Genomic DNA, 24,630 nt, shown 5'->3' on the forward strand with positions numbered 1-24,630 from the left:
TCGATTTATCCTATGCCAAATACATTTGGCGTGTGATTGTATGGTGGAGACGAGGGGAGTCGAACCCCTGTCCAAAAGTATTGCCCTAACAACCGCTCCGGGTGCAGTTCATGATCGGGATTTCGCAACGGCTTCGCTCATGAACAAGCCGACCGCCGCTAGACTGAAGAGTTTCCGCTAACGTGCGTCAGTCGCGCGCGTTAACGTATCCTACCGGTTGACGCCGAGCTTATGCCGTAGGAAAACATAAGGCGGCGTGGCATTAAGCTGCCAGTGCAAATTCGTTGTTTGCGTGTAAGTTAAGTCCGGTGTTTAACGGGATGACTGGGATCCCGACCCGCTGTCATTAGCACAACTACTCCTGTCGAAACCAGTGCGTCCCCGAAGTAGTAAGTGTAGCATACCACAATCGTTTTGTTTGTTCAAGCATGCCGCGCGGCAAGGGCACGATCCATATCGCGCTTCGCACTTTTTTCCGCTAAGTCGCGGCGTTTATCATAATTCTTTTTACCGGTGCAAAGGCCCAATTTAACTTTCACTTTGCCACGCGACCAATATAACGAGAGCGGAATGAGCGTGTAACCCTTTTGCTGCACTTTGCCGAACAAGCGGTGGATCTCACTTTTATGCATCAAAAGCTTGCGGTTACGCAACGGGTCCTGATTGAACCGATTGCCCTGTTCGTAAGGGCTGATATGCACGTTGTAAAGCCACAGCTCGCCTTGATGTATCCTGACGAACCCGTCTTTTAAATTCACCTTGCCGGCACGCAGGGATTTAACTTCCGTTCCAAAAAGAGCAAGGCCGGCTTCATACGTTTCGTGCACAAAGTAATCGTGTCTTGCCTTGCGGTTATCTGTAATTTGTCGTGTATTCTCGCGCGCCATATTTCCTCCGTTTACTAGCGACGGCGGCGTTTGCCTCGCTTACCGTTTTTATTTTTTAGTCGTTTCGCCTTGGCCAGCTTTTTCGCCGCTTTCGTCTTACTCTTGCCCTTATTGCGACTGCGGATGGCCGCCGATGCCTGTGCGACTTCTTCAAGCGAGTTAAATTCTCCGAGCAGGAAGTCGAGTGTGCGATGTTCGATATCGGCTTTCGCCAATGTCACGCGAACGGTATCACCCAACTGGAAAATCGTTTGTCCGCCATGATCTTTAAACGTATAATCCCGTTCCTCAAAATGGCCTTGCCCATTATCGATCACGTCGGTATGGACCAATCCCTCCGCGCCGTTATCCAGGGCGACAAATATACCGAAATTGGCAAGTCCTGTGACGGTCGCATCAAACGCTTCGCCGACAAACGGTGCCATGTATTCCGTCCGTTTCAAATCGTTGGTTTCACGTTCCGCTTCTACCGCTCTGCGTTCCGCCATCGAAGACTGCTCCGCCGCGCGCCCTAGCCATTGTTTATCGCGCGCCGGCTGCGATTTGCCCGCCAAAACTTCACGGACCAAACGGTGCACCACGAGATCCGGATAACGTCGAATCGGCGATGTGAAATGTGTGTAACATTCGGAGGCCAAACCGAAATGCCCCCAATTAACGATGTCATAATAGGCTTGCGGCAACGAACGCAGCGTCATTGTTTCAATAATCGGTTGGATGCCGTGTTCTTCGGCAACGGCCAACATTTTTTGAACGTCTTTCGACTCTACTTCCGCGCCCAATTCGATTTGCACACCCCAAACCTGCAACAGGTTCAAAACCATTTGCAGTTTTTCTTTGTCCGGTGATTGGTGCACACGGAAAATGGCGACCCGATTTTCTTTCGAGATAAACTGTGCGATCGTTTCATTGGCCAACAACATAGCCTCTTCAACCATTTTTTCGGCAATGGTGCGGTCACGTTTGGCGATCTGGATCGGCTTACCCTCTTCATCCAGCAAGATTTTGAATTCAGGGAAATCAAAACTCAACGCGCCGCGTTCCGTACGCATGCGAATCAAACGTTCCGCCAGTTCCTGCCAGGTTTTGAGCATCGTAAGATGTGGTTCTAAATTGTCCGGATAAATATCTTCCAACAGTGCTTTACGAACTTCCGCGTAGGTACAACGGCGAGCACTTTTAATGATGCCGGGGCCTATTTTAGAGTTCACCACTTCGCCCGCTTTGTTGACTTCCATGACCACGGACATGGTATAGCGATCGACGCCTTCATTTAAGCTGCAGACACCGTTTGAAAGCACTTCCGGCAACATCGGAATAACGCGATCCGCCAAGTACACGCTGGTACCGCGGCGAAATGCTTCTTTATCCAATTCCGAACCGCGTTTCACATACCAGCTGACATCGGCGATATGAACGCCCAGCTCCGTATTGCCGTTGTCCAATGTGCGACAGTATACGGCATCGTCAAAATCTTTGGCATCCGCACCGTCGATCGTGATAATCGGCTGATCTCGGAAATCCATCCGATCCCCCGGTGTAATCGGTATTTTCGCAACTCGTTCCGCTTCGTCAAGAACTTCTTTCGGAAATATTTTGGGGATATGGTGGCTGGCAATAATCAAGCTGATATCCAACCCTTTATCGCCCTCGTAACCGAGCACTTCTTCGATAATGCCTTCTGCCATGCGCTTTGCTTCCGGCCATTTAGTGATGCGTACCAGCACCTTGGCGCCGCTTTTGGCATCTTGCATTTGATCGGCGGGAATATAAATGTCCGCCCCCATGCGCTCATCGTCCGGCGTTACAACCGCAAAATTTTTCTGCAATTCAAATGTACCGACTACCGTTTCATTCGCGTGCGTGACGACCCGTACTACCTGCCCTTCATACTTACCGGCCTGTGATTTGCGTTCGAGCACTTCCACCTGTACGGTATCGTTGTGCATGGCATTACCGCGACGTTCTTTGCCGATATAAATATCTTCATGTTTATCGTCGGTAATCAAAAATCCGAAATTTGTAGCGTATCCTTTGTATACGCCCGTTACCATTTGTCCGGGACTGTATCCCTGCATTCGGTCAATCACTCGCTTTGCCATACGCCACCTCCGGAAACAAAAAGCCCGCCTCAGCGGACTTTGTTAGTACGTATTCAAGTATTTCACAAGCGCTAACGTAGTCAACGCGAAAACAATACCCAAAATAACGGTTAAGCGCGATAAAATCGCATCTTTGCCACGCGCTTTACCACCGAAGAAGGTATCTGCCGCGCCGCCGATAGAACTCCCCATACCGGCTGTCTTGCTTTCTTGCAGAACCACAACGGTAATCAATAATACCGCGATGATCATCTCTGCAAACATCAACGTCATCTTCAAAACAGTTTTCATCCTTTCCTTTAATGATTTCGAAAATATAATTCCATCTTACGCTTCATGCGCTGAATCGCATTATCTACTGTTTTTACCGGACGACCGATGCGTTGCGCAATCGTTTCATAAGAAAGTCCTCGCAAATAGTAGAGCAGCACCCGCAATTCCAGCTTGCTCAAAACGCGCGGCACCGCTTGTGAAAGCGATACCATCCACTCGTTACGTAAATAAATCGACTCGGGATCGCTGTCGTTGTCTGTTGCCAGCATCTCCAATAGCGGACGCCCGCCATCGTCTTCTTCAAACACCGATCGATTGAGAGATATATAGGAATTGAGCGGCTGGTGTTTATACCGAGTGGCTCCTTTGATCGCCGTCAGCATTTGCCGGGTAATACAGATATTGGCAAAGGTTTTAAAGCTCGCACCGTATTTAGGATCATAATCGCGCGCCGCTTTAAACAGACCGATCATCGCTTCCTGCACCAAATCGTCGCTTTCCGCTCCGGCTAAAAAGTACGAGCGGGTCCTCAATTTGGCTAAGCCTCGATAGCGTTCAATAATCGCTTCCAGAGCCTCGGTGTCTCCTGCTTGGCTGCGGAGTACCAACTCTTCATCCGTCGGCATTTCCGACGAATACTCCGTCGCCTCCATGCGAACGCCTCCTCACCCAATATATACAAAATCATTATACTTAAATAAAACTAGCGGCGCAAGCACCGTAATTCATTTGCGGCGGCGCAGCCGTTCTAAAAAATCCCGCGCGTCGGGGCACAACTGCTCTACTAATGCGACGCGCTGTTTTTGCGTGAAGTTTGAATGTTCTTCTTTTTGCGCCTTTTTATCGGCACGTATGTCATGCATCAAATCCCGCACCGATTTACGGTACGCGCCGCTGCCGCTGACTTGCGACTGCTCCGGTCCGTCCGACGTCACCACATAGATGTAGCGGTAGTTATCGCGCTGGCGAAAGGCTGCTTTTTCGATATAGCTGTCAGCAGTGGTTTGCGCCGTCGTATACACGATATGAAAACCGGGCGCACGTTCGATTATTTTGCTGGCATGCCCGATCTTTTTGCCGTCAAATACCAAGACTACTTCGATCCCCGTGTGCTTTGCCAGATCGAGCAAGGTATCCGCTAAAAATTCCCGGGCGTGTTCCAGATCATCTTTTTCAAAGCGCCAATACACAGGATCGGCAAAAATCACGTTGTAGCCGTCCACCAGCCACAACGGTTTCAAATTGTATTCAGTCATGTTGGGACCGTTGTTGCCGCGCCGCCTCAAACATCATCAGCGCGCCGGCGACCGATACATTCAATGAGGATACTTTCCCCCACATCGGAATCTGTACCATGAAATCGCAATTTTCACGTACCAATCGCGAAATGCCCTTTCCTTCATTCCCCAGCACGATCACTATTTTGCCGCGCCAATCCGCTTTTGTGTACGTTAAATCGCCTGCCATATCAGCGCCGCCTACCCAAAAGCCCGCTTGTTTCAGCGCCGTCAATGTTTGCACTACGTTGGTGACGCGTGCAATCGGCAGCCATTCCACCGCGCCGGCCGATGTTTTATGAACGACCTCAGTCACTGCCGCGCTGCGTCGCTCGGGAATAATGACGGCGGCCGCTCCCGCGCCGTCCGCGGAGCGAATGATCGCGCCGAGATTATGCGGATCTTCGACACCGTCCAAAAGTATGACCAACGCATTTTCCATGTTTTGCACCGTCGCCAGTACACTTTCCAATGTGGCGTATTCATACGGCGGTAATTCCACCACAATGCCTTGTTGTCGCACATCGGGCACCATTTGTTGTAAGGTTTTGGCATCCGTCTCATGAACGGCAATTCCCGCCTTACGCGCCGTTTCAACCAACGCTTTCACATCACCGCGCACCGGCGTCTGCACATAGAGCGCGCGAGCGCGCCCGCTGGCAATCGTCTCCACTGCGCCGCGACGGCCGGCTATGTAATGAGCGGAAGCATCGGTATGCTCACGACGTTTACCGCCGAACTTAGGTTTGGCTTTGGATCTCATGTCGCATTACCTCCTGCGCAATCGGCCAGGCCGTTTGTAAAAGTGTCTCCAGTCGCTCTTTTTGATCATGACGATAGCAATACCCAAGCAACGCTTCCCACGCTGTACTCTGTTGGTATTCGACAAGCGTCGCACTGGCGGGCGCATGGAGAGAAAGATTACGGGCGCGGCGGCAAAGATCCCGCTCTTCTTCTGTCAGCGTATCCCATAAAGTCCGTAATACCGCGCTTTGATTTTTCGCCGCCACCAAACGTGCCGCCAGATCATGCAACACACGCGTTTTGGGAATTCCGGTCGCGGCGAGACGAGTGCGTACAAAAACACTGTAGACGGCGTCACCGACGAACGCATACGTCTGCAGATCCCACTCCTCTTCGGTCGTCGTCCCCTGCGCCAAACGCTCGATCGCTTCGTCACGCAGATATAAATATTGTTTAAATTTCACGACGATGCCACGTCGAACCTTCCGGTCCGTCTTCAACCACAATTCCGATCGCGGCCAGTCGATCCCGCAGCAAGTCGGCGAATTGGTATTTTTTCTCGGTGCGCGCCTGTTCCCGCAGCGCCAAAACGGATTGCATCACAGCCTGGTAACGTGCTTCCGGCGCATGTTGCGGCGGTTCCGCTTCAAGAGCGACTCCGAGAGCATTAAATCGCTCAGTCATTTCTTGCACCAGTTCCGGTAAATCTTCATTGATTGCCTGTTGGCGAACGCCGACGAGCATTTCCAGCAACTCTTTGAATTCGTTGTCGTTCACTTCCGGCTCTTTCCAGACCTGCGGCAAAATGCCGAGGACATCCATCATTTCATGCAAAACATCCAGTACCGTATTCAGCGCGCGGGCATCTTCACCGTTATTGCCGGCAAGATAGATATTCGTATTTTTCACCAACGTAAACATCGCGCCGATGGCAAGTGCTGTGTTGAAATCATCATTCATTGCGGCGATAAACGCGTGCCGCGCTTCAATCGCCGCCGTACGCAATTCCTGCGCGGTGAAATCTTCTTCCTGATGGCCGCGGTTGACCGCCTGCCGCAATTTCGCCACCGTTGCCGCCAGACGAGCCACTGTCCGCTCCGCCTCTTCCAATCGTTCATCACTGAAGTCAAGCGGACTGCGATAATGCGTGGAAATAAGGAAAAAGCGCAATGCGTCCGGACTGTACTTGGCTAAAATATCTTTGACGAGGAAAAAATTACCCAGCGATTTACTCATTTTTTCCTGATCGATTGTGATAAATCCGTTATGCAGCCAGTAATTAACGAAAGCGTGACCTGTGCAGCCTTCCGACTGCGCAATTTCATTTTCATGGTGTGGGAAAATAAGATCGCTGCCGCCGCCGTGGAAATCAAATGTATCACCGAGATATTTAGTACTCATCGCGGAGCATTCGATGTGCCACCCCGGACGGCCTTTGCCCCATGGGCTGTCCCACGACGGTTCATCGGGTTTGGCCGCTTTCCACAAGGCAAAGTCTCCCGGATTGCGTTTTTCGTCATCGACGGCCACACGCGCGCCCGCCAGCATGTCTTCCACATTGCGACCGGAAAGTTTCCCGTACGGCGCAAATGTAGAGATGTCATAGTACACATCGCCGTGCAACGGATAGGCGTGTCCTTCCGCAATCAGTCCTTCGACCATGCGAATAATGTCATCCATGTGCTCGGATACGCGCGGATAGCGATCTACGCGGCGAATATGCAACGCGTCCATCACTTCAAAATACGTCGCGATGAATTGCCCGGCAATATCGCTCCATTGTACGCCCGCCAATTTCGCCGCATTGATAATTTTGTCATCCACATCCGTGAAATTTTGAATATGTGTTACTTGGTAACCGCGGTATTCCAAGTAACGATGAATCACATCCCACGTCACAAACGGTCGCGCGTTACCGATATGCGAATGATTGTACGGCGTGACACCGCACACATACATTTTTACTTTCCCGGGAGTAATCGGCTTGAACTCTTCTTTTTGCTTGGAAAGCGTATTATATACATAAATATTTTTTAAATCCGTTTCATCGACTTGCATAGTTTTCCTCCAGTTTTGCTAAACGTTCTTCCAAAAGTGCGACTTGTTCTTTCAAATTCGTAATTTTTTCTTTAATCGGATCCGGTAATTCGGAGTGATCCAAATCGACTTCCTCTTCATCGTTATCGATATGCAACGGGCTGATACCCCGGCTGGAAATCACTTGTCCCGGAATACCGACAACGGTACTGTGCGGCGGCACCGGTTTAAGCACCACCGAACCGGAACCTATTTTAGCTCCTTCACCTACGGTAAACGAACCGAGCACTTTGGCTCCGCAGGCGACTACCACGTAATCCTCGAGCGTCGGATGACGTTTGCCTTTTTCTTTACCCGTACCGCCCAAGGTTACCCCCTGATAGAGTGTCACATTATCGCCGACAACGGCCGTTTCACCGATCACCACTCCGCCGCCGTGATCAATAAAGACACCGTTACCGATCTGCGCGCCGGGGTGAATTTCAATGCCCGTAAAAAACCGTGCCCAATGGGATAGTAACCGCGCGATAAAAAAGCAATTGTGTCGATACCACCAGTGCGATACACGATGCCACCATAATGCATGCAAACCGGGATAGCAAAAAATGACTTCCCAAAAGTTTTTTGCTGCGGGGTCGCGCGCGAACACGACGCGAATATCATTTTGGCATTGTTGCAAAAAGTTCACTTGCCGCTCCTTAAAAATAAAAAAACCACCTGCTGCAGAGGCGTTGAAACGCGGTTCCACTCTGCTTTACAGATAGCTGTATCTCGATCGTCGTAACGGGACTTTACCGTTGCTGCGTACTCATTTTCTGCAGCACCACTCCGGGAGGCACTTCAACGTTGGTTGCCAAGCGAACTCACAGCCACGATCCGCTCTCTCTTAAGACAACACCGACGTTTACTTTTTCCGTTCATCGTGTATTTTCAATATAGTCTAGTGTAACGAAAAATGATAATTTTGTCAACTTTAAAACTGTTTATCGGCTGACCTGGTCTTTGCCCCCACACTCGCCTGCTGGAACTTTCGCTCCTCTCGTCACTATTCGCCCTCTCGGTTTTACCGGCAGGTCTTACTTCTAAGCCGCACCATGCTCAAAAACGTTTTGTTTTCTTACGTGGGTCGTTTTGCCTGCGACTGGCCTCGACTTGCAACCACAGACCCGTAAACAGTTTGCCTCATTCTACAAACCCGATTAGAAAAAGTCAAGCTAAAAAGATCGTTTCTTCTATATAAAATCGGCATACGAAAATCGCAGATTTTATCTCATCTGAATCGAAAAAAAGGGTATAATGAAATAAGGCTTAAAGAAAACACACTCTTTACATAAATAAACAAGGATGTTTGGCAATGTTTACCTTAAATTTAATGCATACGGCGGCAGTGTACCAAAAAGATCGACGCGAATTGGGCCGAGTCATGGAGCCCATGCTTTTTTTGCTGCGCCAAAAAAGCCACCGCCTCTACTCTCATTCGATTCAGGTCGCGCATTACGCAGCCAGCATCGCCGCTCAAATGGGTTTACCGGCCACCGAAATCGAAACGATTCAATCGGCCGCTCTGTTGCATGATATCGGACTTTTGACATTACCTACAGTAGCGTTACACAAGATGCCTTTCTTGACAAGGCGCGAACAAGCTCTATACAAAAAGCACCCGGATCTCGGCAGCAATATGCTCGAAACGATTCCGGCTTGCCAACATATTATTCCTTATATCCGACATCATCATGAACGCTGGGACGGCACCGGTTTTCCCAAGCATCTGCGCGGCGTAAATATTCCTTTGGGTGCCCGCATCATTGCCGTTGCCGATTACTACGAACAAATCACCAATCCCTCGGCGGAAAATTGGGCGAAAACAAAACAGGAAGCGTTGAATGAACTCTTCAGCGCCTCCGGTCTTCTGTTTGATCCGTCGATTGTCCGTGTGTTTATCGACATTTTGAGTTAACGCGCGCCCGACGCGATTACCCAACCGATAATTTGTGCGGCACCGGCTCGGTACAAAACGCGCGCCGCTTCTTCCAGCGTAGCGCCCGTAGTATAGATATCATCCACAAGAATCACCGTACGACCTGTCAATGGAACTCCTTCCCACTGGAAGGAGTTTTTTATATTGGTATGACGATCTGTACGACTCAATGTGGATTGCGCCGGTGTGTGACGTATTTTGACAAGGTCTTTTGACCATTGCCAGCCGCGTTCCCGCGCCAGCGGTGCGAAAATTTCCGCCACCTGATTAAAGCCACGCTCGGCGTAGCGCTCCCGCGAGAGTGGAATCGGTACGCACAGAGCGTCATCCGGAAACGCATCCGGCCAGGGAAAATCGCGCAACAAATTTTGAAATACCAGTGGATCCAAATGCTTGCGTCCGAATTTATAACGCAACAAGGCGCTGCGCACGCCGCCGCGGTAATCCGTGCAAGCGTAACATCCCGTAAGCTTGCCGTGATGACTCCCCGCAAGCTGTCGCGGCTGCCATACCTCGTCACGGCAATGCCGACACCACTCACCGTGCCGACTGACCGCCACGTGACAGCCGGGGCAATGCGGCGGATATAAAAAAGATAAAAGATATTGCCAAAAACTAGGCATCGATTTCTCCTGTCAAACGCGCACGCAAAAGGCTGGTGCGACCGGCTGTGTGTTGGGTGCGCAATGCTTTCTTGAACGCCGCCGGCGAACCGACAATATACACATGGGATTTGGCACGGGTCACTGCCGTATACACAAGATTTCGCTGCAACATGATTTGTTGCGAAGGCAGCAGCACCAACACTACCGTTTCGTATTCGCTCCCCTGACTCTTATGCACAGTCAGTGCATAAGCCAACTGCAGTTCCTGTAACTCACCGCGCTCATAGGTAGAATTTTTAATGCGAAAATCGACCGCGATATGTTCCTCGCCGACTGCATATACTTCGCCCAAATCACCGTTATAAACGCCTTTTTCGTAATTATTTTTCCGCTGCATGACCTTATCGCCGACCTGCAAACCGCGGTTGGATTTTCCCATGTATCCGTGCGCCTGCCGCTGCAACGCCTGATTCAATGCATCGACACCGCAGATACCTCGGTACATCGGCGCCAGCACCTGCATGGCAAACTGACGCTCCGGATCCGCGTAACGGAGCGTGCGACAAAGTGACAAAACTTCCTCGAGCGCTTCTTCTTCGGCGCAGTCGATAAAAGTAACGTCATCACGCCACACCGGCATCTGCCCTTGGCGTATGGCCGCGGCGGCCAGCGCAATACCGCTGCCTTCCTCCTGTCGGTAAATATGCTCCAGCCTTACGACCGGCACCGTATCCGATGCGATGATATCGCGCAACACGTTCCCCGGACCAACCGGCGGCAACTGATCGACATCACCGACAAAAATGACGCGGGCGTGATCGGGCACCGCCTCCAAAAAATGGTACATCAGGCTGACATCCAACATGGACGCCTCATCGATAATGAATAAATCGCCCTTCAAAGGATTTTGCGCATCACGCTGAAAAACACTTGCGTCCTCCACCAATCCCGCTTCCAACAACTTATGCAAAGTGGACGCGTCCTGCTCGGATGTTTCCGCAAGTCGCTTCGCGGCTCGTCCGGTCGGCGCAGCCAAAACAGTTCGCAGACGAGCTTGGGAAACAACCGCCAAAAGAGCCCGCACCAATGTTGTTTTGCCCGTACCGGGGCCGCCGGTAATCACGAGCACGCCGGTTTCCAGCGCGGCAAGGATGGCTTGAATTTGCTCGGCGGCCAACGTCACCTCTTCTTTTGCCGCCCACCTTTCCAAAATCATTTCCGCACCGACTACCGTCAGCGGTTCTACTGTCTGCAGACGCTCGATGTGATGCGCTACACCCGTTTCCGCTTCATACAAAGAAAGATGGTACACGTAAGCTGTATCATCGACAATCGTCACGGGATAAACGCCATACTCCAAAAGTTCTCCCAAGGCCTCGCGAATACGATCTTCATCGATCCGCAGAAGGCGCGCCGTTTCCCGTGCCAGAGTTGCCAACTTCAAGCAACTGTGACCGCGTTCGGCTCCCCGCAGAAGCACTTCATTCACACCCGCTTCCACCCGATCCATGGAATCTTGCGGCATTCCCGCGTGCATGGCCAGCGCATCGGCACTGCGAAACGGAAATCCTTCCACATCGCGCGCCAGTCGATACGGATCATTTTCCAGCACCGTCAGAGCCGATTCCCCGTATTGCTTTTGTAATACCGCGGCAAATCGTCCGGCCACGCCCGCTTCTTCCAGCGCCAATGTCAGCGCATGCAAGTCGCTTACTTCATGGTATGTCTGCGCAAAATTACGCCAAGTGGTTTCACCGATACCGCGCACTTCCGCTAACCGTTCGGGCGATGTATCCAAAACGGCAAGCGTTTCCTCACCGAAATGATCCACAATTCGTTTGGCAAGTGCGGGACCGATGCCGCGAAACAGGCCCGAACCGAGATAACGAACGATGCCGGCGGCGCTTTGCGGGCGCACTCTTCGCAACGCGGTAATGCGCAGCTGTCGTCCGAAGCGCGGATGTTCCACCCATGTACCGCTGACCTCGACCTCTTCACCGACAAGCGGCGCGCTCACATTACCGACCAAGGTCCAGCTTTTATACTGCTGCGCCGGTCGCATTTTGAACACGCAAAAAGAATCGTCTGCCGCTGCAAAAATAATACTTTCCACGGTACCGGCAAACGTTTCTTCCCACTGTCCGTTCATGACTCCTGCGCCTTTCGGCAAATGGTCATGACCGCTTGCAAAAATCCTTCATACGCCTTTTTTTCTATTTGATTTACATCCGCGCTGAGCGCTTGGCGATTTTGCGCCTCACGCTCCGGATCGTAAACGGGCAGCCCGTGCTCGCTTTTATAGCGGCCGATCGCCTGTGCCAGCGCGAGCCGTTGTAAAAAAAGCGGCTTGATCTGTGCATCCAGCGCACGAATTTCATTACGCCATTGTTCGAGTTCCGTCATATTTCCTCCTGTCTGTATTATAACCCACAGCAGTATTTTCCCAAGCAAAAAGAGGAATCCGAGGATTCCTCTTTTTATGAGTGCAACATTCTGTGCAATACTTCGCCGATCTTGCGAATTCCCTCACGAATGCGCGCCTCGTCCATGCTTGAATAGTTCAGTCGGAAATAATTTTTCTGCTTTGTTACCGGGAAAAATCCTTCCCCCGGCGTAAACGCAACATTTTCTTGCAACGCATGCGTCAACACGTCACGCGCATCACAATCTTTAGGCAGTTCTACCCAGATGAACAAGCCGCCGCGCGGTTCCGTCCAATGCACGTCGGCCGGAAAATGCTGCTGCATAGCGGTCAGCATCACATCATGACGTTGCCGATATAAATCCGCATTCGCCGCGACATGACCTTCATAGTCCGCTTCCTGTAAAAACGCGGCCACTTGCCGCTGCACCAAAGACGAAGTTGAAAGATCCGCCGCCTGTTTTACAAAGTCAGCGCGTTCGATGACTTCCGCAGGTCCCACCAAATAACCGATCCGTAAACCGGGTGATAACGTTTTGGAAAATGTCCCCAGAAAAGTAACAAGATGCTTCGTATCCAGCGCTTTTAACGTCGGTAACGCTTCTCCCGAAAAGCGTAATTCACCATACGGATGATCTTCCCACACCGGAATTTCATATTGATTGACAAGCTCCATGAACTTTTGCCGGCGCTCAAGTGACCAGGTAATGCCGGTCGGATTTTGAAAATCCGGAATGACGTAAATGGCCTTTACCTTTTTTTGCGTAGCGAGAATTTCTGCCAGCGCTTCCGGAATTACACCTTCTTCATCCATCGGCATTTCCACGTACGTCGGCTGCGCCAGATCAAAAGCATTCAGAGCGCCGATGTAAGACGGCCCTTCCACCAGCAATACATCGCCGGGATCCAAAAACACACGAGCTAAAAGATCCAATCCCTGTTGCGAGCCGGCCGTGATTAAAATATCGTCCGGCATTACGGTTGTCTGCAAATGATTTTGAAACCAATCGGAGAGATATTCACGTAAAGGTAAGTAGCCGCGCGAAGGTCCGTATTGCAAGGCAGCCACACCGTCCTTGGCAAATACTTCCTGCGTAACGGCCGCTAACGTTTCAATCGGAAATGTTTCCGGCGCGGGTAAACCACCACCGAACGAAATCACTTCCGGTTGCGCCGTCAATTTGAGCAGCATATCAATATCCGACGGGGCAAAATTCTGCGTTAATCGAGAAAACTTCATGCTCCGATCACTTCTTTTCGCGAGCGGTCATATTCTTCCAACGCCAAGATCGCGTTTCGATACATTTCTTTATCGACCTTGTACGGCATCACGTTCAAATCAAAAGTTTGCAACGCCCGTGTCAGAGCCGGTTCCAATTCATCGACCGTCACATCGATATCGGCAAGGCAGGTCGGTAATTGCATGGCGCGATTAAAGTCATATACTTTCGTCAACTCGTCGTCCGCGCCGTCCATCGCCAGCAACACCAACACTCCGTACGAAACGAGTTCACCATGCATATGGTTGGCTTCCACTTGCGGCAGTTCCACCAAGCCGTACGTAAGTGAATGCGCCACGGCAGTGTTGTAATCCGGTTCCAGAAAAATGGAAGCAAAGCCGGTGCTGACAATCACATTGAGGATTGTTTGCCGCAACGCTTCGCTGGTTTTACCCGCCTGCGCGTCCTTATAACCGGTGACAGCCGACTGCATCAACGGCTCGGCACACATGCCGCTGAGCGTCACGCCCACCTGATTGGAATGAAGAATCAAACGATCGCGTGCGGACAGTCGGCTTTCATAATATTTGGCTACCGAGTCACCGATCCCCGCCCAAAGATACTGCGCCGGCGCGGAACCGATAATACGTTCATTAATAAACGTATGAACCGGTGGATGATTGGCATCATAGGCGCGATCAAAACGATGGTCTTCCAAATAAACGGCCGCGATGCTAGTCACGGCCGCGCAGGTCGCCGCAATGGTCGGAAATGTAAAAAACGGTTTTTGCAATTCGCCGGCAATGACCTTGACCGTATCAATCGCTTTCCCTCCGCCGACGGCAAACAACATATCCGCGTCGGCAACGGTAGGAATTTCCGCCAGTCGTTCGGCATTGGCAAAAGAACATTCTTTGCCGTACATTCGCCAATCCGTTACCTCCAGTGATGTCTTTTGAAGAGCCGCTTCTAATGCCGGCCGCGCTTTTGCAAGCGCTGTTTCGCCGCCTAAAATGGCGACCGTTTTCCCGTACGTTGCACAAACGGTTTCAATGGCTGCATACGCATCATCTCCGCCAATCGTGAACCCCGGAATATTAACGGTGTACGACTTCATGAAATCCCTCCTTTTCGATAAACAAAAACCGCCAAGACGGCGGTTTAATAACTTTGCCCGAGTATTGTCACACATTTTAACAAGCTTACCGGCACATGTCAATATTTAATTTTTCAGTCAAATTGTGCAGCGCACGATCGGTATCATTATGCATTTGCGCAACCAAAGCGGCGACCTCGGAAAATTTTTCTTCCGGACGCAGATATGCAACAAAAAACAGCCGGAATTGTTTTCCGTATAAATCCGCGGAAAAATCAGGAAAATAGGTTTCCACCCGCGTCGGTACATCGGTAAATGTCGGATTGGTGCCGACATTAGTAACGCCTTTAAGAAGGGTCCCGTCATAACGGGCCACGGTAGCATATACACCGTTACGCGGTGCGACACGATCTTCATGCAACGCCATATTGGCGGTAGGAAAACCGAGTGTGCGACCGCGTTGATCGCCGTGTAAAACCGCTTCATCAATCGACCAATACCGTCCGAGCAATGTCGCTGCCCGTTCCGGTTCACCCGCCAATATGGCCGCGCGAATTTCCGAACTGCTGACCACGTCGCCGCCGTCTTGCAGTAACGGTACGGAAATAACTTCCCAGCCGGCGTCTTTGGCATAATTTTGTAAGGTCGTAACCGTCCCTTGCGCGTCGGCGCCGAAACGAAAGTTTTCTCCCACTACCACACCGACGACGTGCCGATTGTTTTGCAGCATGTGCAAAAACTCCGTCGCACTTTGGCGCATCTGCGCAACCGTCGGTTGGAGCCAGATAATTTCATCCACGCCCTGCAGTCGCAGATATTTTTCTTTATCCGCAAGCGTCAATAAATCACCGGCATACGCCTCCGGCGTTAATGCCGCTTTCGGGGTTTTCGTAAACGTCACGGCCACCAGCCGGGCTGTTTCGCGATCCGCGAGTGCGCGAGCGGTGCGAAGGACTTCGACATGCCCGCGATGCACGCCGTCAAAATTGCCGATAGTTAAAACGGTACGGCGTGCCGCCGTTTCATATATCGCTCGTTTCATTCTTCCACCCACACTTTATAAGGACGTATGCCCCCTTCTTCCGCCGGTTTGCCGAGACCGATGAATTGTTCATCGCACCACAAAGCCGTCACATCACTGATCGTGCCGCGAATCGTCTGACCGTGGCGAAAGCGTTCCGCCGCTGCAGTCGGCACCCGATATTGCGGCAAATGGCGTACAGCATCCGTCGCAGGACGTAGCGCCGCCTCTTTCGCCGCCCGAATTTCTTCGAGTGTCCACGCATCTTCCAGCGTAAAATTGCCGACCTGTTCCCGCACCAGAAATGACATCGTCAGCGGTACGCCCAGGGCCTCACCGAAATCTCTTCCCAACGCGCGGATATACGTTCCCTGCGAGCAAACGATACGCGCGCGCAAATACGGTAATTGGTAAGAAATATCCGTAAATTCATGGATTGTAATTTCACGCGCAGGCAATTCCACCTTCTGATTTTTCCGCGCCAATTCATAGGCTTTACGTCCATCCACTTTAATCGCGGAATATTGCGACGGCCGTTGTAAAATCGTGCCGCGAAATAACGCGGCGGCGGTTTCGAGTTGTTCTGCCGTAAGTTTGGGGATAGCGCTCATTTGTTGTACAATCGTGCCGCTCGTATCTTCGGTGTCGGTAGCGATGCCCACCAACCACTCCGCAAGATACACTTTCGGCTCTGTCGGCGCCCATGCCAAAAGCCGCGTCGCTTTGCCCAGAAATACCGGCAAAACGCCCGCGGCTAAAGGATCCAACGTACCGGAGTGGCCCATTTTACGAATGCCGTAAATCTTTCGCAAAACGTAAATGACATCATGTGACGTCATGCCGGCCGGCTTCAGTACATTAATGATTCCCTGCATGAGTCAGCGCCGCCTCCGCTTTCGGCAACACTTCGGCGATCGCAGTCGCAAGGTCGGTGTACATCGTACAACCTGCCGCGCGAACATGCCCGCCACCGCCGAATTGCGCCGCCAAAACCGAGACATCAACACTGTTTTTTGAGCGGAAACTTACATACGTTTTTTGCGGCTTATCATATTTAAATTGCAGCGTGAGTTCCACACCTTCGATATTGCGCGCCAAATCGAGATAGGTGTCGACATAATGGCGACCGGACTCGATAGCCGCTTGATCCATAACGATATAACTCAGTCGGTGATCGGCCGCAAATTGCAATGTGGACATGATCGGCCCCAAAATCGTCAACGCTTCTTTCGGCAACGAATCCATGGCCTGCGAAATACGGTCGGGGCGGGCGCCGCGATCTACCAACTCGGCCGCCATTGCAAGCGTTTGCGCCGTCGTATTGCCGTAGCGGAAAAAGCCGCAATCGGTAGCAATCGCCATGTAGAGTGCATTCGCCATGGACGGCGTAATATCCCAGCCCCACTGCATAAAGAGACGGGTTAAAATTTCGCCGGTTGCAGCAGCATCATCCTCGAGATAAAGCATGTCTGCGTAATCAGGATTCGAAGTATGGTGATCGATATTCACAATCGGCACGTTTTCCGGCCAGGCATAATCGCCGGCGCGTGTCGGCGTACTTAAATCCATGAACAAAATGTGATCATATTTTTTGTCGGGAATTTCACGGTGTATTTCTTTCGCCAACGGTAAGAACAGATATTTTTCCGCAATGGTGTCGTCGACCAGCATATCAGCCGCCACGCCACGGGCGCGCAATGCTTCCGTGATCGCCAAAATCGAACCGAGGCAATCGCCGTCCGGTTTAACGTGGCCGACTACCAGTACCGACTTGACACTTTCCAACGTCTGACGCAGTTTGTCTTCACTGATCTTCATCGGCTGCACCTTCCCGTCTGCTTTGCGATTCTTCTTTGTCCTTAATCGACTTCAATACCCGTTCAATATGATCACCGTAATCAATCGAGCGATCTACGGCAAACGTAATTTCCGGGGTATGACGCACTTGCAGCCTTTTACCGAGCTCGGTACGAATAAAACCGGTGGCGTTTTGGAGTGCGGCAAAGGATTTTTCTTTTTCCTCATCGCTGCCGAACAAACTTACGTAGACAGTCGCCTCGCGCAAATCACCGGTGACCGCTACTTCCGTAACCGTGACAAATCCGAGTCGGGTGTCTTTCAAGTCACGAAGCAGCATTTGACCGATCTCCTGCTTGATAAATTCCTGCATTTTACGCACACGTAATTGGGACATTACAGCACCTCCCTTTAGTCGATCGTTTGTTCAATTTCTTCTTGGGTAAAGGCTTCCAAAACATCGCCTTCTTTGACATCGCGGTAGCTTTCAATCGAAATCCCGCATTCATATCCTTCCGCCACTTCTTTAACGTCATCTTTAAAACGGCGGAGCGATGCGACATTGCCTTCATGAATAACGATGCCGTCGCGAATCAAACGCAATTCCGCATTGTTAGTAATCTTGCCTTCCGTAACGTACGAACCGGCAACAATCACCTTCGGCGTCGGAATCACCTGACGCACTTCCGCACGTCCCAAAACAACTTCACGGAACTTCGGTGCCAACATGCCCTGCATTGCCTGCTTGATATCGTCAATCGCATCATAGATGACACGGTACGTGCGCATATCCACCTGTTCCTGTTCGGCAATTTTGCGGATATTTGCATCCGGCCGTACGTTAAAGCCGATGATCAGCGCATTCGCCGCGGAGGCCAGCATGATATCCGATTCGGAAATCGCGCCGACGCCGGCATGCACGACATCAATCCGCACTTCCGGATTTTTAATCCCTTCAAAGGACTGACGCAGCGCTTCAACCGAACCTTGTACATCCGCTTTGATAACGATATTTAAGCTTTTCAGTTCACCCTCTTTGATCTGATTGAAAAGATCATCCAAGGTGACTTTCTGCGAACGATTTTGTTCTTCGTATTTCTGTTTGGCAATGCGTTTTTCCGCAATGCTGCGCGCGTCCCGTTCATCCATGGCGTACAGCAGTTCACCCGCCGTCGGAACATCGGATAAGCCGAGTACCTCGACCGGTGTCGACGGTTCCGCTTTTTTAATGAGATCGCCGCGTTCGTTGTTCATCGCGCGGACACGACCGAATGCCGTACCCGAAACGATACCGTCACCGGTACGCAACGTACCGTTTTGAATCAGAACGGTAACGACCGGACCGCGACCTTTGTCCAGTTCCCCTTCGACAACTACGCCGATCGCGTTACGATTCGGATTCGCTTTCAGTTCCAATACGTCCGCTACCAGCAAAATGTTTTCCAACAGGTCCTCAATGCCCTGATGTTTTTTCGCGGATACCGGTACCATGATGGTATCGCCGCCCCAGTCTTCCGGCAACAGCCCGTGTTCCGCCAGCTGCTGTTTGACAAGGTCCGGGTTAGCGGCCGGTTTATCCATCTTATTGATCGCGACAATAATCGGCACTTTCGCCGCTTTCGCGTGGTCAATCGCTTCCAGTGTTTGCGGCATAACACCGTCGTCGGCGGCGACTACGAGGACGGCAATATCCGTCACCTGTGCGCCGCGCGCGCGCATCGCCGTAAACGCTTCGTGCCCCGGCGTGTCCAGAAACACTACTTTCTTGCCTTGGTACCGAATCTGATACGCACCGATATGCTGCGTGATGCCGCCCGCTTCACGAGCCGTCACGTGAGTCTTGCGGATCGTGTCCAGAAGCGATGTTTTACCGTGGTCAACGTGACCCATGATCGTCACTACCGGCGGACGCGGTAAAAGATCTTCCGGCGCGTCTTCGATTTCCGGAATTTCCGTACCGTCTTCTTCCGGTTCCATCTCGAGTAACGTAATGCCGTATTCTTCCGCCAATAATTCGACCGCATCACGATCGACTTCCTGATTAATCGTAGCCATAATGCCGAGCAACATTAACCGTTTGATTACATCGCCGACTTCTTTTTTAAACAATTCGGCAATTTCTTTTACGGTTACGGACGGCGGCATCGCTACTTCAGTAACGGCCTCCGCATTGGCGCGAGCATGCTCGTTTTTATTCTTACCCTTGGTGCGGGACTTTTTGATCGATTGCGCCAATAACGATGTACCGCGTTCTTTTCCGCGACGATCATTTTTGTTTTGGTTCCGACCGCGCTGATTGCGACGTTGATTACGATTGCCTTTACGTCCGCCGCGCTCATTTCCGGAAGCTTCTTCCTGCTTCGCCGGCGCATTGTGATCCGCCATGTTGCGGATCGACGGTTGCGTGCGTTGGGCCGGTTTATGCGTACGTTTTTCGACCGGGCGGGAAGAACGCTGGCCTTCGTCCGCCATCGGTTTTCCCGTAGGACGCGCCGTCGGTTGTGCTTTTTTCGGTGTCCGGCGCAAAGCGTTAGCATCGCTTTCGGCATGTTTCTGCTGCGCGTTACCACCGTTTTCATGCTTTTTAGCCGGTTCCGCTTGTTTCGCGGTGGCCTGCTTCGGGTGGGCCGGTTTGGCGGCCGGTTTTGCCGCAACCTTTTGCGGGCGCGGTTGCGCCTTCGGCTTCGTTTCTAATTTGCGCCCCTTACCGTCAACTAAAAATTCTTCCTGCGGTTTGCCCGATTGCTGGTCGAAGCGCACGGTCCGTGCCGGTCGGCGACGACGCGGCTGCTTTTCCGTCGGTTTGGTCGCGGAAGATTTTGCTGCCGTCGGTTTGGTCGACGTCGTTTTAGTTTCTGCCGAACGGGTTGTCTGCTTATCTGCGTACACCCGATCCAACAATTGTTTGGTTTTTTCGTCCACGACACTCAAATGGCTTTTGACTTCCACATTATGCGATTTCAATGTCGAAATGATATCTTTATCTGTCTTGTTATATTGTTTTGCTAATTCCCAGACTCGAAATTTCTGCATATAACTCCTCCTTACTCGTCCAGTCGTTCACGAACGGCCCTTGCCAATCCCCGATCCATGATCAGTACGGCGACGCGTCGGGCTTTGCCGATCGCATCTCCCAGTTCCGTTGCCGTGGCCGCGAAGCAATAATCGATCTGTTCGCGTTCGGCCAAATGGACCAGCTTTTCACGATTATTACGGGCACAGTCCGCAGCAATGATCAAGAGCTCACCGTCGCCATTGCGCAACGTTTTAATTAAGGTGTCACTCCCCGAAATCACATTTCCGGAACGCTGAGCAATTCCCAATAGGGACAACGCACGTTCCAAGTTCATGCCAGTTGTTCCTGCAGATCTTTGTACACCTGCTCCGGTACATTGCGTTTCAACGACCGTTCTAAACCGTGCGAAGTATATGCTTTTGCCAAACACTCCGCGCTGGGGCAAATGTAAGCGCCGCGTCCGGGCGCTTTACCGCTGAGATCCAGTTTAATTTCTCCGCTCGCGGGAGCCACGATGCGAACCATATCCCGTTTATCTTTCATCGCGCCGCAACCGACACAACGTCGCAGCGGTAATTTTTTAGTTTTCTTCATCATGCGGGGTCACCTCATCGACAGGCAACGTTTCTTCAGACTGCGCCGCTCCCATGGTCGCATCCAATTCCGCAAGCAAATCTTCCTCATCGTCATCGTAGAAGTCTTCAAAACCTTCTTCCGCGGCTTGGGATTCACTCTTAATATCAATCTTCCAATTTGTCAGTTTGGCAGCCAAGCGTGCGTTTTGACCGGCTTTACCGATCGCCAGCGACAATTGGTAATCCGGAACAATAACATGGGATGTTTTTTCTTCATCCCAGACACTGACCGAAATGACCTTTGACGGGCTGAGTGAGTTGGCGATATACAGCGCCGGATCTTCATCCCAGCGCACGATATCGATCTTTTCGTCATGCAACTCATCCACGATATTTTGCACGCGTTGTCCTTTCGGACCGACGCAGGCACCTACCGGATCGATGTTTCCATCCACGGAGTACACCGATATTTTCGAACGTGAACCCGCTTCGCGAGCCACGGACTTGATTTCCACCGTACCGTCATAAATTTCCGGTACTTCCAATTCAAAGAGCCGTTTCAACAATCCCGGATGCGTCCGCGACAAGATAATCTGCGGTCCCTTGGACGTTTTCTTGACTTCCACCACATAACATTTCAAACGATTTTTCGGGCGGTACCGTTCCCCGGGGATCTGCTCGGTCGAAGGCAAAATGCCTTCTGTCTTACCCAAGCTGACGTATACGGTTTTATTGTCAATTCGTTCGATCATGCCGGTCAGGACATCCCCTTCACGGCCGGCGAACTCATCGTAAATGACATTGCGTTCCGCTTCTTTCAAACGTTGCGTCATGACTTGCTTTGCGGTCTGCGCCGCCATGCGACCGAAATTTTTCGGCGTCACTTCCTGCTGCACGAGATCGCCCAGCGCATACGCCGAGTTTAATGCTTGCGCATCCGTGAGCGAAATTTCCAATTCCGGATCTTCGACATCTTCCACTACCGTCTTGGTCACAAAAATATGGTACACGCCCGTTTCCCGATCAATCGTCGCCGTCGCTTCGGCATGCGTTCCGGTTTCGCGTTTGTATGCACTGAGCAATACCGCTTCAAGCGATTCGAATATAACGTCCGCGGTCAAACCTTTTTCCGTTTTCAGGAATTGCACCGCTTGTAATAGTTCCTGATTCATTTCTTCCCCCCTGCTAAAATGACACGTGCAACCGTACCGTCGCTATGTCGGCGCGCGGAATTTCTTCTTTTCCTGCTTCGGTTTCCAATTGCAGCGCCGTCTCCGTATAGCCTAAAAGCGTCGCTGTAAATTCTTTATGACCGGCACGGGCACTGTATAATTTCACATCGACTTCGCTACCGGCATAACGATCGAAATCACGGTCTTTTTTTAATACACGGTCAATGCCGGGAGACGATACTTCCAATAAATAATTGTTGGCAATAAAGTCCGCCTTATCCAGCTCGGTGCTGAGTGCTTCACTCATCGTCTGGCAATCTGTCAGATCCACGCCGCCCTCTTTATCGATGTAGACTCGCAAGATCCAGTCCTGCTCCCGCACATATTCCACATCCACAAGTTCCATTCCGGCCGCTTTCACCAACGGTTCCGCCAATTCTTCTACGCGCACTGCGACTTTTTTCTGCGCCATGTTATCCTCCCTGCAAAGTGTGTAACTGCAAGAAAGAGTGAGCCGCGGCTCACTCCTCCCATAAAAAACCATTAATTATTTATGTCATTATATCATATCGAAAAAAGTCGCGCAAATTTCATCCGTCCAAGGCGGACAAAGTCCCCGCCAAATGCGCTTCGATTTTTTGCGAAAGCTCTTTTACCGTGGCCGCATCAAAATCGTGCAAGATGCCGGGAACACCTTGATTTCGCGTCTCGGCAAAGAAGTCATCACGAAATACATTGTAGAAAAACAGTATTCCCTTCGTATTGGTGGCATCGGCATACGCCAAAATAATATAGGATCCGTTTAAGCCGAGAATCGGCGCCGAAGGCACAATAACGCGACGGTAATGGCGGCACGCTTCCGGTATGCCATGTTCGCTCTCCCAATCCAAAATACCGGCGTTTTTCACTAATATGGATGCGGTCTCATCGCGACGTACAAAACGATCTGTGATCACTCGTACAAAATCGGCTTGGAGAATCTTCCAAAAGTTCGCCACATTGTCATACGTGAACCGGATATCTGTCAATACAATGAGACCCAAATCATATTTCACCATAAAGTCGGCGGTTTCATCTGCATACAAGCCTAAAATACGCCAGCCGAAAGCAGCTTCTTCATAACAAAATAAAACATGCCGTTCGCGCTCTTCCGTGGAAAGCTCGCGGCGTTTCCATGAACCGATCGCGGCCGGCAAATCAACCGCATTTTCCATTTCCGTTAATACATTTTCATATGTTTTACTATCCATGTTGTTCGTCCTCATGCGGGTGAAAATACTCCGCATAAACAGCCTGGTAATGCAGCACGCTCGCTACAAATTCGCGCGTTTCCGGAAACGGAATTTCTTCTACCGCAGGAGCACGGTCATGCCAGCCGTATGTATCCATCCATTCTTCCACATGCCCTCGCCCCGCGTTATAGGCTGCCAGGGCAAGTACGGGAGAGTGAAAATTATCATACAGATAACGTAAGTACCATGTCCCATTGGCAATATTTTCCTCCGGATCGGCAAGGTTTCGCACTTTTGTATCCCGCTGCTCGGCAATCCAATGAGCCGTGACCGGCATCAACTGCATTAAGCCGATCGCGCCGCGGGGCGAAACCGCTTTTTCCTGAAAGCGGCTTTCGGTAAAAATCACGGCCGCCACCAACTCCGGCGGCAAGTCATTTTGCTTGGCATAGGTTTCCACCAGCGACGGGTAGGATACTTTGTGAAAATAGTTGTACGCGATGTAGTCGGCTCCGTATAAAAAATACCAAAAGCCGAACACGAGCATGAAAAGCGACCACCAAGTTCGTTTACGCATGAGTTTCTTCCCGTAAGTTTTTTAATAATCTTTCCAATTGCTGATACGTGTCCAGTAAGCTGCCGCTGTTATCGATGATGACATCGGCAAAATTTTCCCGCAGCTGCGGATCCAGTTGCGCCGCCAGACGCCGCTTCGCCATTTCTTCCGAAAGACCGTTGCGCAGACGCAAGCGTTCAATCTGTTGCGACCGCGTGGCGCGCACCACCCACACCTGATCGACTTTATTTTGCCAGCCGAGATCGATCAGAAGCGGAATATCCCACACCACAAACGGCTCACCCGCCGCAGCAAGTCGGTCCGATTCCCGTTCAAACCAATCCAAAATCGCCGGATGCATAATCGCGTTCAGCTTTTTGCGAGCCGCGCTGTCATTGAAAATGACATCCGCTAATTTAGCACGATGCACCTGCTGATCCGGCTGTAAAATTCCCACGCCGAACTCTTCCACTATGGCATCGTAAACCGCATGCCCCGGTTTTACCACCAGGCGAGCGGCCAAATCCGCATCAAGGATCGGCACGTCATGTTGTTGCAGCCAACGGCTGACTTCGCTTTTACCGGAAGCAATGCCGCCGGTGAGACCGATTTTCTTCATT

General features: G+C 51.3%; 27 protein-coding genes, 1 other RNA gene and 1 other annotated feature. Of the genes, 1 reads left to right on the top strand and 27 read right to left on the bottom strand.

Annotated elements, in window-relative coordinates; genetic code table 11:
* Window positions 1–41: 41 nt before the first annotated feature.
* From ssrA to cysE, 10 genes are all read right to left on the bottom strand, one after another.
* Window positions 42–383: a transfer-messenger RNA gene (gene ssrA / locus HNR45_RS05590) on the bottom strand.
* A 39-nt stretch (window positions 384–422) separates the two neighbouring features.
* On the bottom strand, window positions 423–887 hold the full coding sequence (gene smpB / locus HNR45_RS05595) for an SsrA-binding protein SmpB (RefSeq protein WP_024048403.1): 465 nt from the start codon (window positions 885–887) through the stop codon (window positions 423–425).
* 14 nt (window positions 888–901) lie between these two features.
* Window positions 902–2,989: a ribonuclease R gene (rnr, locus tag HNR45_RS05600; RefSeq protein ID WP_159823222.1), complete on the bottom strand. Its 2,088-nt coding sequence runs from the start codon at window positions 2,987–2,989 to the stop codon at window positions 902–904.
* A gap of 42 nt (window positions 2,990–3,031) precedes the next feature.
* Window positions 3,032–3,262, bottom strand: coding sequence for a preprotein translocase subunit SecG (gene secG, locus HNR45_RS05605; RefSeq protein WP_034437929.1), 231 nt, complete (start codon window positions 3,260–3,262; stop codon window positions 3,032–3,034).
* A gap of 26 nt (window positions 3,263–3,288) precedes the next feature.
* The gene (gene sigH / locus HNR45_RS05610) at window positions 3,289–3,915 is read right to left on the bottom strand and encodes an RNA polymerase sporulation sigma factor SigH (protein ID WP_024048406.1); all 627 of its coding nucleotides are present in this window, start codon (window positions 3,913–3,915) and stop codon (window positions 3,289–3,291) included.
* A 72-nt stretch (window positions 3,916–3,987) separates the two neighbouring features.
* Window positions 3,988–4,518 carry an NYN domain-containing protein gene (locus HNR45_RS05615; RefSeq protein ID WP_159823223.1) on the bottom strand — a complete coding sequence of 177 codons (531 nt, stop codon included), beginning with the start codon at window positions 4,516–4,518 and terminating at the stop codon, window positions 3,988–3,990.
* Window positions 4,511–5,302 carry a 23S rRNA (guanosine(2251)-2'-O)-methyltransferase RlmB gene (gene rlmB, locus HNR45_RS05620; protein WP_159823224.1) on the bottom strand — a complete coding sequence of 264 codons (792 nt, stop codon included), beginning with the start codon at window positions 5,300–5,302 and terminating at the stop codon, window positions 4,511–4,513. The genes HNR45_RS05615 and rlmB overlap by 8 nt, the downstream gene beginning before the upstream one ends.
* A complete protein-coding gene (locus tag HNR45_RS05625) occupies window positions 5,280–5,747 on the bottom strand; it encodes a Mini-ribonuclease 3 (protein ID WP_235020644.1) in 468 nt (155 codons plus the stop codon). Before HNR45_RS05625 ends, rlmB begins: the two co-directional genes overlap by 23 nt.
* Entirely contained in the window at window positions 5,737–7,341 is a 1,605-nt protein-coding gene (cysS, locus tag HNR45_RS05630; protein ID WP_159823225.1) for a cysteine--tRNA ligase, read from the bottom strand. The genes HNR45_RS05625 and cysS overlap by 11 nt, the downstream gene beginning before the upstream one ends.
* Window positions 7,328–8,008, bottom strand: coding sequence for a serine O-acetyltransferase (gene cysE, locus HNR45_RS05635; RefSeq protein ID WP_371712922.1), 681 nt, complete (start codon window positions 8,006–8,008; stop codon window positions 7,328–7,330). The genes cysS and cysE overlap by 14 nt, the downstream gene beginning before the upstream one ends.
* A gap of 33 nt (window positions 8,009–8,041) precedes the next feature.
* Window positions 8,042–8,250: a binding site (T-box leader), on the bottom strand.
* Window positions 8,251–8,674: 424 nt separating this feature from the next.
* Between cysE and HNR45_RS05640 the strand changes: the two genes are divergently transcribed.
* Window positions 8,675–9,277 carry an HD-GYP domain-containing protein gene (locus tag HNR45_RS05640; RefSeq protein WP_034437877.1) on the top strand — a complete coding sequence of 201 codons (603 nt, stop codon included), beginning with the start codon at window positions 8,675–8,677 and terminating at the stop codon, window positions 9,275–9,277.
* Here HNR45_RS05640 and HNR45_RS05645 read toward each other — a convergent pair.
* From HNR45_RS05645 to coaE, 17 genes are all read right to left on the bottom strand, one after another.
* Window positions 9,274–9,921 (bottom strand): ComF family protein, encoded by a 648-nt coding sequence (locus tag HNR45_RS05645; protein WP_159823226.1) that lies wholly within the window; start codon window positions 9,919–9,921, stop codon window positions 9,274–9,276. The two genes, HNR45_RS05640 and HNR45_RS05645, sit on opposite strands and share 4 nt — an antisense overlap.
* Window positions 9,914–12,052 (bottom strand): SF1B family DNA helicase RecD2, encoded by a 2,139-nt coding sequence (gene recD2 / locus HNR45_RS05650; protein ID WP_159823227.1) that lies wholly within the window; start codon window positions 12,050–12,052, stop codon window positions 9,914–9,916. Before recD2 ends, HNR45_RS05645 begins: the two co-directional genes overlap by 8 nt.
* Window positions 12,049–12,306: a chorismate mutase gene (locus HNR45_RS05655; protein WP_159823228.1), complete on the bottom strand. Its 258-nt coding sequence runs from the start codon at window positions 12,304–12,306 to the stop codon at window positions 12,049–12,051. Before HNR45_RS05655 ends, recD2 begins: the two co-directional genes overlap by 4 nt.
* A 74-nt stretch (window positions 12,307–12,380) precedes the next feature.
* Entirely contained in the window at window positions 12,381–13,565 is a 1,185-nt protein-coding gene (locus HNR45_RS05660) for an aminotransferase-like domain-containing protein (protein WP_159823229.1), read from the bottom strand.
* Window positions 13,562–14,662, bottom strand: a complete 1,101-nt coding sequence (locus HNR45_RS05665; protein ID WP_034437882.1) for an iron-containing alcohol dehydrogenase family protein — start codon at window positions 14,660–14,662, stop codon at window positions 13,562–13,564. The genes HNR45_RS05660 and HNR45_RS05665 overlap by 4 nt, the downstream gene beginning before the upstream one ends.
* A gap of 85 nt (window positions 14,663–14,747) precedes the next feature.
* On the bottom strand, window positions 14,748–15,683 hold the full coding sequence (gene ribF, locus HNR45_RS05670; RefSeq protein WP_159823230.1) for a riboflavin biosynthesis protein RibF: 936 nt from the start codon (window positions 15,681–15,683) through the stop codon (window positions 14,748–14,750).
* On the bottom strand, window positions 15,680–16,537 hold the full coding sequence (gene truB, locus HNR45_RS05675; protein WP_034437883.1) for a tRNA pseudouridine(55) synthase TruB: 858 nt from the start codon (window positions 16,535–16,537) through the stop codon (window positions 15,680–15,682). The genes ribF and truB overlap by 4 nt, the downstream gene beginning before the upstream one ends.
* Window positions 16,521–17,480: a DHH family phosphoesterase gene (locus tag HNR45_RS05680; protein ID WP_034437884.1), complete on the bottom strand. Its 960-nt coding sequence runs from the start codon at window positions 17,478–17,480 to the stop codon at window positions 16,521–16,523. The genes truB and HNR45_RS05680 overlap by 17 nt, the downstream gene beginning before the upstream one ends.
* Window positions 17,467–17,856 carry a 30S ribosome-binding factor RbfA gene (gene rbfA / locus HNR45_RS05685; RefSeq protein ID WP_034437885.1) on the bottom strand — a complete coding sequence of 130 codons (390 nt, stop codon included), beginning with the start codon at window positions 17,854–17,856 and terminating at the stop codon, window positions 17,467–17,469. Before rbfA ends, HNR45_RS05680 begins: the two co-directional genes overlap by 14 nt.
* Before the next feature lie 14 nt (window positions 17,857–17,870).
* Window positions 17,871–20,492, bottom strand: coding sequence for a translation initiation factor IF-2 (gene infB, locus HNR45_RS05690; protein ID WP_159823231.1), 2,622 nt, complete (start codon window positions 20,490–20,492; stop codon window positions 17,871–17,873).
* A gap of 11 nt (window positions 20,493–20,503) precedes the next feature.
* Entirely contained in the window at window positions 20,504–20,809 is a 306-nt protein-coding gene (locus HNR45_RS05695) for a L7Ae/L30e/S12e/Gadd45 family ribosomal protein (protein ID WP_034437887.1), read from the bottom strand.
* Window positions 20,806–21,072, bottom strand: coding sequence for an RNase P modulator RnpM (gene rnpM, locus HNR45_RS05700; RefSeq protein WP_200841515.1), 267 nt, complete (start codon window positions 21,070–21,072; stop codon window positions 20,806–20,808). The genes HNR45_RS05695 and rnpM overlap by 4 nt, the downstream gene beginning before the upstream one ends.
* Window positions 21,056–22,222 (bottom strand): transcription termination factor NusA, encoded by a 1,167-nt coding sequence (gene nusA, locus HNR45_RS05705; protein WP_024048548.1) that lies wholly within the window; start codon window positions 22,220–22,222, stop codon window positions 21,056–21,058. The genes rnpM and nusA overlap by 17 nt, the downstream gene beginning before the upstream one ends.
* Before the next feature lie 13 nt (window positions 22,223–22,235).
* Window positions 22,236–22,694: a ribosome maturation factor RimP gene (locus tag HNR45_RS05710; protein ID WP_034437888.1), complete on the bottom strand. Its 459-nt coding sequence runs from the start codon at window positions 22,692–22,694 to the stop codon at window positions 22,236–22,238.
* Window positions 22,695–22,812: 118 nt separating this feature from the next.
* Window positions 22,813–23,472 carry a hypothetical protein gene (locus HNR45_RS05715; protein ID WP_034437889.1) on the bottom strand — a complete coding sequence of 220 codons (660 nt, stop codon included), beginning with the start codon at window positions 23,470–23,472 and terminating at the stop codon, window positions 22,813–22,815.
* Window positions 23,465–24,031 carry a lytic transglycosylase domain-containing protein gene (locus HNR45_RS05720; RefSeq protein ID WP_159823232.1) on the bottom strand — a complete coding sequence of 189 codons (567 nt, stop codon included), beginning with the start codon at window positions 24,029–24,031 and terminating at the stop codon, window positions 23,465–23,467. Before HNR45_RS05720 ends, HNR45_RS05715 begins: the two co-directional genes overlap by 8 nt.
* The gene (gene coaE / locus HNR45_RS05725; protein ID WP_159823233.1) at window positions 24,024–24,629 is read right to left on the bottom strand and encodes a dephospho-CoA kinase; all 606 of its coding nucleotides are present in this window, start codon (window positions 24,627–24,629) and stop codon (window positions 24,024–24,026) included. The genes HNR45_RS05720 and coaE overlap by 8 nt, the downstream gene beginning before the upstream one ends.
* Between the last annotated feature and the right edge of the window lies 1 nt (window position 24,630).

The organism is Negativicoccus succinicivorans (genome assembly GCF_014207605.1).
In the GTDB taxonomy this organism is placed as follows: domain Bacteria; phylum Bacillota; class Negativicutes; order Veillonellales; family Negativicoccaceae; genus Negativicoccus; species Negativicoccus succinicivorans.

Bases quoted from the DNA above. Each gene is read 5' to 3' on its own strand.
- HNR45_RS05655 (WP_159823228.1), bottom strand. From the start codon at position 12,306: ATGACGGAACTCGAACAATGGCGTAATGAAATTCGTGCGCTGGATGCA.
- HNR45_RS05695 (WP_034437887.1), bottom strand. From the start codon at position 20,809: ATGAACTTGGAACGTGCGTTGTCCCTATTGGGAATTGCTCAGCGTTCC.
- rlmB (WP_159823224.1), bottom strand. From the start codon at position 5,302: ATGAGATCCAAAGCCAAACCTAAGTTCGGCGGTAAACGTCGTGAGCAT.
- HNR45_RS05645 (WP_159823226.1), bottom strand. From the start codon at position 9,921: ATGCCTAGTTTTTGGCAATATCTTTTATCTTTTTTATATCCGCCGCAT.
- HNR45_RS05660 (WP_159823229.1), bottom strand. From the start codon at position 13,565: ATGAAGTTTTCTCGATTAACGCAGAATTTTGCCCCGTCGGATATTGAT.
- HNR45_RS05720 (WP_159823232.1), bottom strand. From the start codon at position 24,031: ATGCGTAAACGAACTTGGTGGTCGCTTTTCATGCTCGTGTTCGGCTTT.
- recD2 (WP_159823227.1), bottom strand. From the start codon at position 12,052: ATGAACGGACAGTGGGAAGAAACGTTTGCCGGTACCGTGGAAAGTATT.
- rnr (WP_159823222.1), bottom strand. From the start codon at position 2,989: ATGGCAAAGCGAGTGATTGACCGAATGCAGGGATACAGTCCCGGACAA.
- HNR45_RS05615 (WP_159823223.1), bottom strand. From the start codon at position 4,518: ATGACTGAATACAATTTGAAACCGTTGTGGCTGGTGGACGGCTACAAC.
- cysS (WP_159823225.1), bottom strand. From the start codon at position 7,341: ATGCAAGTCGATGAAACGGATTTAAAAAATATTTATGTATATAATACG.
- rnpM (WP_200841515.1), bottom strand. From the start codon at position 21,072: ATGATGAAGAAAACTAAAAAATTACCGCTGCGACGTTGTGTCGGTTGC.
- infB (WP_159823231.1), bottom strand. From the start codon at position 20,492: ATGCAGAAATTTCGAGTCTGGGAATTAGCAAAACAATATAACAAGACA.
- HNR45_RS05710 (WP_034437888.1), bottom strand. From the start codon at position 22,694: ATGGCGCAGAAAAAAGTCGCAGTGCGCGTAGAAGAATTGGCGGAACCG.
- HNR45_RS05715 (WP_034437889.1), bottom strand. From the start codon at position 23,472: ATGGATAGTAAAACATATGAAAATGTATTAACGGAAATGGAAAATGCG.
- HNR45_RS05640 (WP_034437877.1), top strand. From the start codon at position 8,675: ATGTTTACCTTAAATTTAATGCATACGGCGGCAGTGTACCAAAAAGAT.
- HNR45_RS05665 (WP_034437882.1), bottom strand. From the start codon at position 14,662: ATGAAGTCGTACACCGTTAATATTCCGGGGTTCACGATTGGCGGAGAT.
- secG (WP_034437929.1), bottom strand. From the start codon at position 3,262: ATGACGTTGATGTTTGCAGAGATGATCATCGCGGTATTATTGATTACC.
- sigH (WP_024048406.1), bottom strand. From the start codon at position 3,915: ATGGAGGCGACGGAGTATTCGTCGGAAATGCCGACGGATGAAGAGTTG.
- smpB (WP_024048403.1), bottom strand. From the start codon at position 887: ATGGCGCGCGAGAATACACGACAAATTACAGATAACCGCAAGGCAAGA.
- HNR45_RS05680 (WP_034437884.1), bottom strand. From the start codon at position 17,480: ATGAAGATCAGTGAAGACAAACTGCGTCAGACGTTGGAAAGTGTCAAG.
- ribF (WP_159823230.1), bottom strand. From the start codon at position 15,683: ATGAAACGAGCGATATATGAAACGGCGGCACGCCGTACCGTTTTAACT.
- rbfA (WP_034437885.1), bottom strand. From the start codon at position 17,856: ATGTCCCAATTACGTGTGCGTAAAATGCAGGAATTTATCAAGCAGGAG.
- coaE (WP_159823233.1), bottom strand. From the start codon at position 24,629: ATGAAGAAAATCGGTCTCACCGGCGGCATTGCTTCCGGTAAAAGCGAA.
- truB (WP_034437883.1), bottom strand. From the start codon at position 16,537: ATGCAGGGAATCATTAATGTACTGAAGCCGGCCGGCATGACGTCACAT.
- nusA (WP_024048548.1), bottom strand. From the start codon at position 22,222: ATGAATCAGGAACTATTACAAGCGGTGCAATTCCTGAAAACGGAAAAA.